We start from the raw sequence: 12110 nt of genomic DNA, 5'->3' as shown, positions 1-12110 counted from the left end.
GGTGTGCCGCCAGACGACGGGCGGTGGCGGCGCGCGGCTGGGCGGGACCGGACCAGCCGGGCACCAGCACGAGATCGTCGGGGCCCAGCTCGGGCCAGACGGTTCCGGCACGCAGCGCGACGCCCTGCGCCGACGGAACCTCCTCCTGCTCGGCGAGGTAGTCGAGGGTGTAGCCGAGGCCGAACCCGGCGGCCGTGCCGAACACCTGGGCGGGGCCGGCCAGGTCCAGCAGCTCGACGCCGGGAAAGAGCAGGAAGAGAATCCTCAAAGCGCAGCAATCTTCATGATTCGGTCAGGATAGCGCCCGCTCGATCGTGGCGATCTCGGCGAACCTGTCGCGCAGCACGGCCTCGGTCCGCTCGATGATCTGCGCGGTGGTCAGCCCGGGGAGCGGGTGGGTCGCGGTGGCCTCCGAGACGAACAGCACCTGGAACCCCAGGTCGGAGGCGACTCGGGCGGTCGTCTCGCAGCACTGCTCGGTGCGGATGCCGGAGATCGTCACCTCCCGGACGCCCCGCGCCGTGAGGAGCTGGTGCAGGTTCGTGGTGGTGAACGCGTTGTGGGACGACTTGACGACGACCGGCTCGCCTTCGGCGGCCTCCAGGCCGTCGATCAGCCGGACGTGCCCGCCGTCGCGGTGGAACGGGCTGCCGGGGTCGTCCTCGGCGTGCAGCACCCAGACGACCAGGTCGCCGCGCTCTCTGGCGCCGTCGACCAGCGCGTTCACCTTCTCGACGATCTTCGGCTCGGAGGTCTGCGGCCACAGGTCGAGCTGGCGGAACGATTCCTGGACGTCGATCACGATATGTGCTCTCATGCCTCGATCGTGCCCGTCCCCTGGCCGCGGGGACAGGCACGTTCGGGCCTGGCGGCGGAACGATCCGGTCAGCGGGACCGGAGCGCGGCGGTTCGGCGGCGGCTCACTTGAAGAGGCCGGACAGCACCTTGCCGAGGTCGTCGGCCTTGCCGTCCGGGGTGGCCTTGTCGACGACGTCGGGCAGGGTCTGGGCGAGGTCGCTGGCGGCCTGGCGCGGCGACATGCCCGCCTCCTGCGCGACCTTGCCGAGCTGCTCCTCGCCGAGCGCGCTCTCGACCTGCTGCGCGGTGATCGGCTCGTTCTCGCCCTTGCCGATCCACGAGTTGACCTGGTTCTGCAGCCCGCTGCCGCCGAGTTTGGACAGCAGGTCCTGCACACTGCCGTTCGCGACGACCGACTTCATCATCTGCTGGACCTTGGGATCGTTGGCATAGCCGAGAATCTTCTGGATGTCCATGACACGACCCTAGAGACAAAACCCCCAAACCACCCTAAACCCCACCCCTCCCAACAGCCTGGATTGGCCCTCGGATGGCCCGCGACGCCATCTCCCCGCTCGTTGCGCAGCCTGCCGCTCCCGGAGAGCCGGACTTCACTTAGGCTCGGCGACCATGGACTCGCCTGAAATCACCCATCTGTCCTGGGGGCGCCTGGAGGCCGCGGGCCTTCCACCCGCTAAGGACCTCGTCCTCTACCCGGGCGGCGGCCACTCTTGGGACTGGGCCGTGCACGGCACCCGCCATTCCCCCGGCATCACACCAGCCGAGGTCCAGGCGCTCCTTGACCTGGGCGCTGAAACGGTCGTCCTGTCCAAGGGCATGGACGAGGTCCTCCAGACCATGCCCGAGACCTTCGCCCTGCTCGAAGACGCCGAAGTCCCCTTCCATCACCTCGAGACGCGTGCCGCGGTCGCCCTCTACAACTCGCTCATCGCGACCACCCGCGTCGGCGGCCTCTTTCACTCCACCTGCTGACCCACCCCACCTCTCGCGGACGGCGCTGATTGGCCCTCGGATTGGCCCGTGGGGTGGGCTTCGGCGCTCGTTAGCGTGGGTGGATGTCCTTTGAGATCATTTGTGAGATCGAGCCGCCTACCCGTCCCGATCTGAAGCGGGTGCGGCAGCAGATCGGTGTGCTCAGTGGGGTCGCCGGGTCGTTTCTGATTCCTGACAACCACATCGGGCGGGCGACGGTGTCGAGTGTCGCGGTGGCGCACGAGGTGCAGGCGATGGGGGCGCGGGGGATCGCCTGCCTGAACTCGCGCGACCGCAATCTGCTCGGCTTCCGGCGGGATCTGCTGACGGCCGCCGCGTACGGCGTGGAGCGGTTCCTGTTCGTGTACGGCGACAAGCCGACTTCGGGGAACAGGACCGGCGATCTGAACGTCCGGACGATGCTGGAGGAGGCGCGTGCGGCCACCGAGGATCCGGCGTTCGCGGGCGTCGCGCCGTTCCGGCTGGGGGTCGCCTCAGGTCTGCGGCCGCTGCCGTCGTTCAAGCAGTCCGCCGACTTCGTGTTCGCGCAGGTCGGCTACGACCTGGACGCCCTGCTGCGCTGGCGTGACTCGCTCACCACGCCCGCCAAGGTCTACGCGGGGGTCATGGTTCTGGCGAGCCCCGCGATGGCCGCGAACCTGGCCGCCGCGATCCCCGACATCACCATCCCCGCCTGCCTCGTTGACGCGGTCGCCGCCGATCCGGACGCCGGGGTCCACGCCGCGCACGCCCAGGTGCTGGCGCTCCGCGACTCTGGCGCCTTCGACGGCGTCCACCTCATCCCCGTCAGCCGCTACCGCCGCCTCGCCGCCCTCCTCGAACCCGACTTCGGCTAGGGCTCCAGGGCGGGCGGGGCGGTCAACCCGTCAGAGGGAGGGACTGCTGGGTGGAGATGCCGAGGGTGTCCTCGACGAGGGCGATGAAGATGCCCACGTCGTGGAGGAGGTCGTCGGCCTCGGAGGGGGTGACGGCGTTGGGGAGGCCGGCTTCGGCGGCGGCGCGCTTGTCGGCTCCGGCGGCGAAGAAGGCGGCCCACTCCGAGAGCAGGGGTTCGGCGGCGGTGAGCCGGGCCCAAGCCGTCAGCGGCTTGCCTCGGCGCGGAGTCTGCCGGGCGGATTCGCGGACGGCCAGGACGGCGGCGGCCGCGCGGAGCGCCGCGACATGGGCGGTGGCGTAACGGACCCCGGGGTGGGTGGAGTCGGTGGCGTCGGCGAGGAGCTGACGGGAGACGCGCAGCGCGCTCTGTGCCGTCGGGGCGGCGCGCCTGGTGGGAGTGGGGGTGGGGGGCATGGGGTGCACGGTCATAGCTGGCCTCCTTATGGCCAAGCGGGGCCGGCTGGCTCCACCTGGGACGAACCTCGCGTTCGCTCCCGGGGTGACCGACCCGGGCAAAGGGCTTCCCCTCCCCCTGCCCGGGCCGGAGCGAGTTGGCGGATTGCGCTGCCTCCAGCTCGCCTTTGTGCCCGAGATGCGGGCCGCGAGTCCCGCACCATGTCGAACACCGGTTCGACATGTCCCCAGTAAACCTGACGCCACTTCATTCGTCAACGTGTTCGATCGACGTGTCGCAGCCCCAGCTCAACCGGGTACTACGAGTAGAACAAACGGGTCTGACAAAACCGCGTCGGGAAGGTACGGGCGGCTGTCCGGACAGCGATCGGGGTGGTCGAAAACCCCTCCCTCGTGGCGATCTCGGCGCGCTAGGGTCGGTTCATGCATGTGAACGCCGAGGCCGTCGCCGTGGTGCTGGCCGAGCTCGGAGCGTCCGGGAAGATCGTGGAGCTGCCGGATTCGGCGCGGACCGCGCAGGAGGCCGCCGACCAGCTCGGCTGCCCGGTCGGGGCGATCGCCAACAGCCTCGTCTTCGCCGCCGACGGGGTTCCTCTGCTGGTCCTGACGAGCGGCGCCCACCGCGTCGACACCCAGCTCGTCGCGGCGATCGTCGGGGCGAGCGAGGTCAAGCGGGCCACTCCGGAGTTCGTCCGTGAGGCCACGGGCCAGCCGATCGGCGGGGTCGCGCCGCTCGGCCATCCGGCTCCGCTGCGGACCCTGGTCGATGTGTGGCTCGCCCGCCATGACGTCGTGTGGGCGGCGGCCGGCCACCCCCACACTGTTTTCCCGACCAGCTATGACGAGCTGCTGCGGCTCACCGAGGGGACCGCCGCCGAGGTCGGCTGACGGTGCCGCTCGCTAGAGTCGGCGGTATGGAGATCTGGCACAACCCGCGGTGCTCGAAGTCGCGCACCGCCAAGACCGCTCTGGACGAGGCGGGCGTCGCCTACACCGAACGCCGCTACCTGGAGGACGCTCCGACCGCCGCGGAGATCGAGGCCGTCCTGGTCAAGCTGGGCGTGGAGCCGTGGGACATCACCCGGATGGCCGAGCCCGCCGCCAAGGAGCTCGACCTGAAGAACGCGCCCCGCGACCGGGCCGCGTGGATCGCGGTGCTCGCCGCGCATCCCTCGCTCCTCCAACGCCCGATCGTCATCACCGACGACGGCCGCGCCTACATCGCCCGCGACGAGGAATCCCTCACCGAAGCCCTCACCAGCGATCAAGCCGGGTAGCGCACCGCACCTACGTTGAGGGGACGCGTGGACAGTCCACTGGGGTTCGGGTGGGATCAGGCGAACATCGCTGAGACGTTGCGCGCGATAGGCACGCATTCCGTGGAACGGGTCGCTTGGTGGTATCGGCGGTCGATGCCGGAGTTCGTCTGGGACGCCGCGCAGTTGGAGGGCAATCCGTTCACCTATCCCGAAGTGCAGACCCTCATGGACGGCGTGACGGTCGGCGGCCGCAAGGTCAGCGACGAGCGGCAGGTCCTGGCGCTCGCGGACTCCTTCCGAGAGCTCCTCGAACTCGTCACGGGCGACAGGTTCTCGCTGGACAAGCCCGTATCCGATCGCCTGCACGCGAGCACCACGCGGGACAAGTCACCCGAATCGGGTGCTTTCCGCGGTGAGGGGGCCGTTCTCCTGACGCCGGGTGTGAGTTCGGGCGAGCGCGGTCGCTACCTGCCGCCGCCGACCGAGCCGGGCGGCGGGAATCTACAGGCACTGCACGCGGAGGGCGTCGGGTGGTTGCTGGAAGAGATCGATGACGTCGCGGAGCGAGCGATCGCCTATTTTCTGTTCGCCGCGCTCAGCCAGTTCTATTTCGACGGCAACAAGCGCACTGGCCGGTCGATGATGAACGGCCATCTGATGGCTCATGGGATCGACGCCATCAGTGTTCCCGCAGGTCGGCGTCAGGAGTTCAACACGCTCATGGCCGACTTCTACCTGAGCCGTGACGCGACGCCGATGTTCGCGTTCCTGCTCTCCTGCCACCCCGAATTCGCCGGGTACTGAGCGGTGACGACGGCGGGGCGTCGCCTTGATGGTGACGGCAGGCCGGTCGACAGCTTGGGGCGTCATGGTGGAGTACGGGCCGGCCGCGTCGCGGGCGCGCAGGGAACGCGTCACCGTGCAATGGGTCGTACAGTCGCTGACTCGGCTCTACGGGGCGGGTCTGCTCGACCTCGGTGAAGGAACGGGGTTCCGCAGCGGCCGTGCCTTCGTGCAGACGCGCCAATTCTGGTTGCATCGGCAGAGCGAGCACGATGCCGCCGCGCGGCGGGCGAGCCACGATGGAGTCGTGTTCGGGCTGGTGGTACGCGCCTTGCTCCGGGCCTACGGCGAAGGCGAGATCGATCTGGTCGTCGTGGCGAGGGATCGCCGGGGGGCGGCGGATGCACGGCGAGTTCGACCCAGGTGATCTCGGAACGGGGAGGGTCATCGGTCGTTCTGGTGGACTTTGTCGGCGGCGGGCTGGGCGGCCACCCAGGCGAGGACCTTGGTTTTGGGGCCCTCGTAGCGGGTGATGCCTGTTGTCGCTCCGGTGGTGTCGGGGGTGGGGAAGTCGTCGACCCAGGTTGCCTCCCAGGTCGCGGTGTCGGGGTCGTCCGCTAGTTCGGCGACGCCGTACCAGATGGTGCCGTGGGCGGGGCGCGGCGTCCCGTGGATTTGGTCGGGGACGCCCTCTCCGGTGATGGCCGGGTCGTCATCGGGGAGGTAGCGGCGTGGCATACGGGCGTCCATGCTGCGATTTTCCCTGGCTGGGGGGGGCGCGAGCGGGGCGGGCTCGCCGATCGATGGGCTTGGCTTGAGCCCTCTTCGTTCGCGCGGGGGTTCAGTTGGCCCTGTCGACGGGGGTTCCGGCCCTGCGGAGGGCAGCGGCGAACTCTACGGGTTGGGACGTGCCGATGGTGTAGGTGGTGCCTGAGGTGGTTTCCAGGCGGATGGCGGGGCCTGGGCGGAGAATGAGGGCGCGGCGTTTGCCGGGTTTGATGCGGTAGCCGTAGCCGCCGAACTCCAGGGGGCGGGCCGTGGTGCGGACGGCGCGGGCCACGGAGGTGAGGGGGATCGTCTTCTTCCAGAAAGGGACGATCGCGATCCGTACGGCGGTGCGGCGCACGGACACGGAGCCGTAGGTGAACAACGTCGCCGCCAGCGAACCGACGCTCACCACGGTGGCCAGCGCCTTGCTGAGGCCGGGTGCGTCCTCGGTGAACACGCCCCACAGCACCGGCACCAGGACCGCGAGCAGCAGGACGGAGAGGAGCGCGGTCAGCCAGACCGGCGGCCGCGTCCGCTCCCGGAAGAGTTCCGGACCGTCCGTCACAGCACTTCCCTCTTCCCTACCGGACGGCCTCGGCCAGCGCCGCGAAAGCGGTCCGCCGCAACGCCAGCATCCCGACCGCCGGGTTCTTCGAATCCCGCACGAGCACCCGCCCCGACGATCCCGCCACCTCAACGCAGTCCGCGCCGCCTTGCGCGCTGTAGCTGCTCTTTCGCCAGCGGACCGCGATGGACTCGGGCTCTCGGGTCATGAAAATGCCTCCCTCGCGCAACTGATCATCTGCAGCGAGGTTTCGCGACGCGCTGCTTCACACATGACTTGATCGAACAGCATCTTGTTCTCGTCCACAACAAGCGGTGAGCTGATCACCTGACCGACTCCCGGCCCCTCCTGGTAGACGACCTCGGTCAGGTCGGGAAGCGTGAGGATCCAGAACGAACCGAGCATCCCGCCGTAGGCGACGACGTCGAATGGCTGAACCCGCAGCTCGTGACGGCTGCCGTCAACGAATTCGAGCAAGGCGTCCAATTGCCTGGCCATGACTCTCCGGCCTCCGACCGGGCGGCGCAGGACCGCTTCATCAATGATCCAGAGAAACGAGATAGGTGGCGCTTCCCGGGTGAGGAGTGAGCGCCGTTCGTCGAGCGCGGCCAGGCGCGCCTCCACCACCTCGGGCTTCAGCCCCCGCTCCATGATGGCTCGCGCGTAGTCATCGGTTTGGAGCGGGCCGGGAACGAGATGTCCGTGGAAGCTGCGGCTGCGGCGCGCTTGGGCTTCGAGTTCGGCGAACGCGGGGAAACCTGGAAGATGAACGGCATCCCGCCGAGCGGCCCTGAGTCGCAGGCATTGCCGTTCGAACGAACCTGGCAGCTTGAAGAAGGTGTCAAGGTCTCTCGCGAAGGAGAGCGACGGATCCTTCTCACCGTTCTCCACCTGCCCGACCCACTGGCCGGTGCATCCGAGCGCTTCGCCCAGCTTGAGCTGCGAGAGCCCCGCCGCGTCGCGCAAATGGCGGAGTTCGTCGGCGAAGGCGCGCTTCAGGGGGTGAATGTCGTCTTTGTCCACCGGCATGGGGGGCTCCCGGGGGTTCGTGGCGATTCTGTCGCCCAGCGTAGTTCTTGCTGGTGACAGAAGTCGGGAGGTTGCGGAAGGACATTCGTGGCAGACGTGTGCGCAACGCCTGTGGTACACAAGTCAGGAGAGGTGTCCTTATGTGAGGAGCGCCGATGGGGACCATGCGCACCCTGGCCAATCGAGACGCGAACTTCCGGGGGATCGACACTGACGCGCTCGCCCACCTCATCCAGCAGATGCGGACCGCTTCCGCGAGCATCGAGCAATGGCTGTCAGCCCACCCAGCTCCGCCCGGAGTATCGGGAACGGGATATCGCCAGGCGGTGGCCGCGCAACGGTGGATCGAGGACCAGATCGGGATGCTGACGCGGCGGCGGATCTATGCGCTGACGCATCAGGACAACCCCGATATCGTCGCGGCGGCTCCGCCCGTCAAGTCGAAGCCGGTGCCGACGTTCAAAGAGGCATCCATCCCGCCGAGCGAACTGGGCATCCCTGCGGAATCCGACCTCAACGTCAACGAACAGGGCCAGTTCCAGGACGTGGGCACGGCCACCTCGACGGGCTCCGCCGACGCCACCGCCATCCGCCGGGCCGTGGAGGCCAAGGAGCCGATCCCGAACGAGGTCTGGCAGCGCATCCAGGCACACGCGAAGGACCCGAACTACGCGGCGGCGCTGTACGCGCGGCTCGGTCCCGAAGGCACCGCACGGCTGATCGACGCCGCCCAAGGCGACAAGGCCCGGCTCGAAGCCCTCATCACGTCGCTGACCATCGCCGACAACAAGGTGCGTTTCGACAATGCCTGGCTTGCTTCCGTCCTCGCCGAGGCGGACAGGCTCGGCGCGGGTTCGACGGCACGGGAGATCTTCAGCGCCACTCCCCTGGCTCCGCGCATCGATGATTCGATCAACGTCGTTCCGGCCAGCCTCATCACGTCAAGGGCCGTCTGATGCCCAACACACCGCCTCCCCCGGGCAGCCTCCCGCAGCCGATGGACGCGACGACCCTCCCGCCCGGCCATGTCGCGAACCCCGCGTATCGTGCGCTCTTCCAGGCTTACGCTGCCGCGTTCGGCAGCATCGACGAGGTACGCGACGCGCTCGACCCGCCGTCGAGGACGCTCAACGTCACCGACGCTTGGCTAGGCCCCGAAGCGCGAGCGTGGAGCGGCGAGCTCACGACCCAGCAGGGAAATCTGGGGCGGGCGTCGGACCAGATCCTCTGGGACATCTACGACCGTTTGTCCGCCACGCAACGAAGTCTTCCGGTGAATTGACCAAAGGTGAGCGTGCGGTCGTAGGCTCAGCCGGGTGAGAGAGCCGAACCTCCGCCAGATCGATGTCCGTGCGTTCCGACGGCATCTGAACGGGATGCTGGACGTCTACATCGCCGCGATGGAGCCGCCCGCGGACCAGTTGCCCGGCCGCCACACGATCATGCACAAGCACTCGACGTACCCGGGATTCCGCGCCTTCGTGGTCGAACGGCGCCGCACCCTCGGCACGACCATCGCCGGTTTCATCTACGGCTTCCACGGCGCTCCAGGGCAGTGGTGGCATGACGTCGTCGCCGGTGAACTGTCCCGGCGCGACGGCCGGGAGCACGCCAAACACTGGCTCTCCGACACCTTCGAGGTCGCGGAACTCCACGTCCACCCCGCCTTCCAAGGGCAGGGCCTGGGCCGCAAACTCCTCACGACCCTCTGCGCCGGACGCGAGGAACGCACCGTCGTCCTCTCGACGCTCGACCTGCGCCCCGACACCCCGGCGCGGAACCTCTACCGGTCCGAAGGGTTCACCGACCTGCTCAGCCAGTACGAGTTCCCCGGCGGCGGCCCGCCCTACGCGGTCATGGGCGCGCCGCTGCCGCTGAGCCGCGAACGCGAACCGTCACGCCAGACCGGCTGACGGCCCTACGCCAGCCCATCGCCAGCCCTTCGCCAGCCGTTCGTCCGGCGCTTCAGACGCGGGCGGCCTTCGCGCCGAGCAGCCCGTAGACCTCGCGCGTGGCCGTCGAACGGTTCATGGTGATGAAGTGGATGCCCGGGGCCCCGTTCTCCAGGAGTTCCTGGCAGAGCTCGGCGCAGTGCTCGATGCCGAAGCGGCGCACGTCCTCCGGGTCGCCGGCCAGCGCGTGGAACCGCTCGGCGAGCGCGGCGGGGAACGGCGCACCGGAGAGCTGCGTGGAACGGTCGATGGTGCTGAGCTGGGTGACCGGCATGATGCCGGGCAGGATCGGCACGTCGCAGCCGAGCGCGGCGACCCTGTCCCGCAGCTTGAAGTAGTCCTCGGCCTGGAAGAACATCTGGGTGATCGCGTAGTCGGCTCCGGCCCGGCACTTCTGGACGAACCGGGCAGTGTCGCTCTCGATGTCAGGCGACCGCGGGTGCTTGTACGGGAACGCCGCGACCCCCACCGAGAAGTCACCGCACGACTTGATCAGCGCGACCAGCTCGTCCGCGTACTCCAGGCCCTTCTCGTGCTTGATCCACTCACCCATCGGGTTGCCGGGCGGGTCGCCGCGCAAGGCCAGGATGTTGTTGACGCCCACCGAGGCGAACCGGCCGATGAGCTGCCGCAGCTCGCTCACCGAATGGTCCACCGCTGTGAAATGCGCCACAGGGGTGAGGGTGGTGTCGGTGGCGACCCGCTCCACGATGTCGACCGTGGTGTCGCGGGTGGACCCCCCCGCTCCGTAGGTCACGGAGACGAAGGTCGGGTGAAGCGCCTCCAACTCACGGATGCTGCGCCAGAGATTCGCGGCCCCCTGCTCGGTCTTCGGCGGGAAGAACTCAAAGGAAAAGGACTTCTCGCCGGAAGCCAGCAGCTCATTGATCAGGGGGCGCTCGACGCTCATGGCAGTAGGCTACCGCCAGGGTCGGCTTGTGAACTTTCGTCCAGTCCGGGCTAGTCTGATCACCATGTCATCGAGCCGTGTCCGTAAAGAGGTCGATGAGGCGCTTTATGCGTTCGTCGATCGGCAGCGCCCTGGTCTGCTCGCCATCAGCGACGACCTCGCGCCGATGCTTTCGGCTCTGGACCTCCTGCTGTCGGGCGGCAAGCGGCTGCGGCCCGCCTTCTGCTACTGGGGCTGGCGCGCGCTCGGCGGCGCCGACGGCCCGGACATCATCGCGGCGGCCGCCTCACTCGAACTGCTCCAGGCGAGCGCGCTGATCCACGACGACGTCATGGACGGCAGCGACACCCGGCGCGGGCAGCCGTCCGTCCACCGCAGGTTCGAGGCGCTGCACGCCACCGAAGGCTGGACCGGGGTCAGCGGCCCGTTCGGCACGGGCGCCGCGATCCTCCTCGGAGATCTGACCCTGGCCTGGTCGGGCGAGATGTTCGACACCAGCGGACTCACCGAGGACGTGCTCGCGCCCGGCCGTCCCCTCTACGACATCATGCGCACCGAAGTGATGTGCGGGCAGTACCTCGACATGCTGGAGCAGGCGCGCGGGACGGGGAACGTCGAATCCGCGCTGCGCGTCGTGAAGTACAAGAGCGCGAAGTACACGATCGAACGGCCGCTGCATCTGGGCGCCGCGATGGCCGGTGCGTCCCAGCGCGACCTTGACGCGCTCTCCGCCTACGGGCTGCCCCTGGGAGCCGCGTTCCAGCTCAGGGACGACGTGCTCGGCGTCTTCGGCGACCCGGCCGAGACCGGCAAGCCCGCAGGCGACGACCTGCGCGAAGGCAAGCGCACCGTGCTGATCGCGCTCGCGCAGGAACGCGCCACCAGCGCGCAGAACGACACGCTGCGCCGCCTGCTCGGCGACCCCGCCCTCGACCTCGCAGGTGTCGAAGAACTGCGGGCGATCCTCATCGACACCGACGCCCTCACCGGCTGCGAAACGATGATCGACGAGTTCGCCCAGCAGTCCCACGCCGCGCTCGCCGCCATGACGATCACCGACGAGGCCCGCTCCGCGCTCAGCCAGCTCGCCGTAGCCGCCACCGCCCGCCGCGTCTGACGATCACGTCACCGCTTAAGCGAGCCGAGAACGTCATGCAGCGCGGTCTGGGCTGTACTGGTCGCGCCGTCAGCCCGGCCACGAGCGCCATCCACGCTGTAGATGAGCGTGACGAGGACGTTCGCAGATCTCGCCACCATCAGAACCCTGACGCCTGATCCCGTCACCTTCACGGTGCGGAACGCCTCGTCGCCGAGCCCGCTCAACGTCTGCGGCCGCTCGGCAGACGGACCCGTACTCACCAGGGGCTTGCGAATCAGGTCATAGGCGATCTTGCAGTCTCCGACCGGGTCGGCCGAATCCCGATGGTCCGTGACTTCGAGTTCGACGTAGCGGTAGGGGCTGCCGGGCGCGGCCGCGTAGGCGCAGTGGCTTTTACGTCGCGCGCCCTCCACGGCGACTCGCTTGGGGATGAGCTGATTCAAAGTTGCGGGTGCGAGCAACCTGCAGGCTTCTGGGACGTCTCTGATTTGTTCAAGTGCTGTTGTCGGCGTTGAGGTCGGCGCGGCCAAGTGGGTCTGCGGGGGAGGTAGCTCGGTATGGGGGCGCAGGTAGTAGGCGGTGGCGGCGAGGGCCGTGACGGTGATGGCGGCGGCCAGGGCCAGGCGGGCGCGGCGGCGCTGGA

The 12110-nt window shown here is 68.7% G+C and carries 20 protein-coding genes; 10 read left to right on the top strand and 10 right to left on the bottom strand.

Going from position 1 to position 12110, the window contains the following annotated elements:
* The 3 genes from ACYVE7_RS18675 to ACYVE7_RS18665 form a co-directional block, all read right to left on the bottom strand.
* Positions 1-268: type 1 glutamine amidotransferase family protein (locus tag ACYVE7_RS18675; protein WP_460366150.1), on the bottom strand; the 268-nt coding region annotated here is incomplete at its 3' end.
* A gap of 24 nt (positions 269-292) precedes the next feature.
* Positions 293-817 carry a cysteine hydrolase family protein gene (locus ACYVE7_RS18670; protein ID WP_460366148.1) on the bottom strand — a complete coding sequence of 175 codons (525 nt, stop codon included), beginning with the start codon at positions 815-817 and terminating at the stop codon, positions 293-295.
* 103 nt (positions 818-920) lie between these two features.
* Positions 921-1274, bottom strand: coding sequence for a YidB family protein (locus ACYVE7_RS18665; RefSeq protein WP_460366146.1), 354 nt, complete (start codon positions 1272-1274; stop codon positions 921-923).
* A 154-nt stretch (positions 1275-1428) separates the two neighbouring features.
* On the opposite strand from ACYVE7_RS18665, the gene ACYVE7_RS18660 reads away from it, so the two are divergent.
* Entirely contained in the window at positions 1429-1791 is a 363-nt protein-coding gene (locus tag ACYVE7_RS18660) for an MTH938/NDUFAF3 family protein (protein WP_460366144.1), read from the top strand.
* Between the two features lie 83 nt (positions 1792-1874).
* Positions 1875-2648, top strand: coding sequence for a methylenetetrahydrofolate reductase (locus tag ACYVE7_RS18655; RefSeq protein WP_460366142.1), 774 nt, complete (start codon positions 1875-1877; stop codon positions 2646-2648).
* Between the two features lie 22 nt (positions 2649-2670).
* Here ACYVE7_RS18655 and ACYVE7_RS18650 read toward each other — a convergent pair whose 3' ends face one another.
* Complete coding sequence (locus ACYVE7_RS18650) at positions 2671-3117, bottom strand: SAV_6107 family HEPN domain-containing protein (RefSeq protein ID WP_460366140.1); 447 nt, start codon at positions 3115-3117, stop codon at positions 2671-2673.
* Between the two features lie 408 nt (positions 3118-3525).
* Here ACYVE7_RS18650 and ACYVE7_RS18645 point away from each other — a divergent pair, with 408 nt between their 5' ends.
* The 4 genes from ACYVE7_RS18645 (at position 3526) to ACYVE7_RS18630 (ending at position 5571) form a co-directional block, all read left to right on the top strand.
* A complete protein-coding gene (locus tag ACYVE7_RS18645) occupies positions 3526-3990 on the top strand; it encodes a YbaK/EbsC family protein (RefSeq protein WP_460366138.1) in 465 nt (154 codons plus the stop codon).
* Between the two features lie 26 nt (positions 3991-4016).
* A complete protein-coding gene (locus ACYVE7_RS18640) occupies positions 4017-4379 on the top strand; it encodes an ArsC/Spx/MgsR family protein (RefSeq protein WP_460366136.1) in 363 nt (120 codons plus the stop codon).
* 27 nt (positions 4380-4406) lie between these two features.
* Positions 4407-5165 carry a Fic family protein gene (locus tag ACYVE7_RS18635; RefSeq protein ID WP_460366134.1) on the top strand — a complete coding sequence of 253 codons (759 nt, stop codon included), beginning with the start codon at positions 4407-4409 and terminating at the stop codon, positions 5163-5165.
* A 64-nt stretch (positions 5166-5229) separates the two neighbouring features.
* Positions 5230-5571: a hypothetical protein gene (locus ACYVE7_RS18630; RefSeq protein ID WP_460366132.1), complete on the top strand. Its 342-nt coding sequence runs from the start codon at positions 5230-5232 to the stop codon at positions 5569-5571.
* A 17-nt stretch (positions 5572-5588) separates the two neighbouring features.
* On the opposite strand, the gene ACYVE7_RS18625 is transcribed toward ACYVE7_RS18630, so the two are convergent.
* The 4 genes from ACYVE7_RS18625 to ACYVE7_RS18610 form a co-directional block, all read right to left on the bottom strand.
* Positions 5589-5894: a hypothetical protein gene (locus ACYVE7_RS18625; protein ID WP_460366130.1), complete on the bottom strand. Its 306-nt coding sequence runs from the start codon at positions 5892-5894 to the stop codon at positions 5589-5591.
* A 91-nt stretch (positions 5895-5985) separates the two neighbouring features.
* Complete coding sequence (locus ACYVE7_RS18620) at positions 5986-6477, bottom strand: hypothetical protein (RefSeq protein WP_460366128.1); 492 nt, start codon at positions 6475-6477, stop codon at positions 5986-5988.
* 16 nt (positions 6478-6493) lie between these two features.
* The gene (locus tag ACYVE7_RS18615) at positions 6494-6685 is read right to left on the bottom strand and encodes a DUF397 domain-containing protein (protein WP_460366126.1); all 192 of its coding nucleotides are present in this window, start codon (positions 6683-6685) and stop codon (positions 6494-6496) included.
* Positions 6682-7506 (bottom strand): helix-turn-helix domain-containing protein, encoded by an 825-nt coding sequence (locus ACYVE7_RS18610; RefSeq protein WP_460366124.1) that lies wholly within the window; start codon positions 7504-7506, stop codon positions 6682-6684. Before ACYVE7_RS18610 ends, ACYVE7_RS18615 begins: the two co-directional genes overlap by 4 nt.
* 155 nt (positions 7507-7661) lie before the next feature.
* Between ACYVE7_RS18610 and ACYVE7_RS18605 the strand changes: the two genes are divergently transcribed.
* From ACYVE7_RS18605 to ACYVE7_RS18595, 3 genes are read left to right on the top strand one after another with little or no spacing between them, the layout of a single operon-like run.
* On the top strand, positions 7662-8462 hold the full coding sequence (locus tag ACYVE7_RS18605; protein WP_460366122.1) for a hypothetical protein: 801 nt from the start codon (positions 7662-7664) through the stop codon (positions 8460-8462).
* A 41-nt stretch (positions 8463-8503) separates the two neighbouring features.
* Positions 8504-8788, top strand: a complete 285-nt coding sequence (locus tag ACYVE7_RS18600; protein ID WP_460366120.1) for a hypothetical protein — start codon at positions 8504-8506, stop codon at positions 8786-8788.
* A 34-nt stretch (positions 8789-8822) separates the two neighbouring features.
* Positions 8823-9419: a GNAT family N-acetyltransferase gene (locus ACYVE7_RS18595; RefSeq protein WP_460366118.1), complete on the top strand. Its 597-nt coding sequence runs from the start codon at positions 8823-8825 to the stop codon at positions 9417-9419.
* Positions 9420-9471: 52 nt separating this feature from the next.
* On the opposite strand, the gene metF is transcribed toward ACYVE7_RS18595, so the two are convergent.
* Positions 9472-10368 carry a methylenetetrahydrofolate reductase [NAD(P)H] gene (gene metF, locus ACYVE7_RS18590; protein ID WP_460366116.1) on the bottom strand — a complete coding sequence of 299 codons (897 nt, stop codon included), beginning with the start codon at positions 10366-10368 and terminating at the stop codon, positions 9472-9474.
* A gap of 64 nt (positions 10369-10432) precedes the next feature.
* Here metF and ACYVE7_RS18585 point away from each other — a divergent pair, with 64 nt between their 5' ends.
* Complete coding sequence (locus ACYVE7_RS18585; RefSeq protein WP_460366114.1) at positions 10433-11485, top strand: polyprenyl synthetase family protein; 1053 nt, start codon at positions 10433-10435, stop codon at positions 11483-11485.
* 8 nt (positions 11486-11493) lie between these two features.
* Here ACYVE7_RS18585 and ACYVE7_RS18580 read toward each other — a convergent pair.
* Positions 11494-12110 (bottom strand): hypothetical protein (locus ACYVE7_RS18580; RefSeq protein WP_460366112.1); only part of this gene is annotated, 617 nt, incomplete at its 5' end.

This window comes from Actinocorallia lasiicapitis (assembly GCF_054778695.1).
This window is presented reverse-complemented; position numbering and strand designations above follow the sequence as displayed.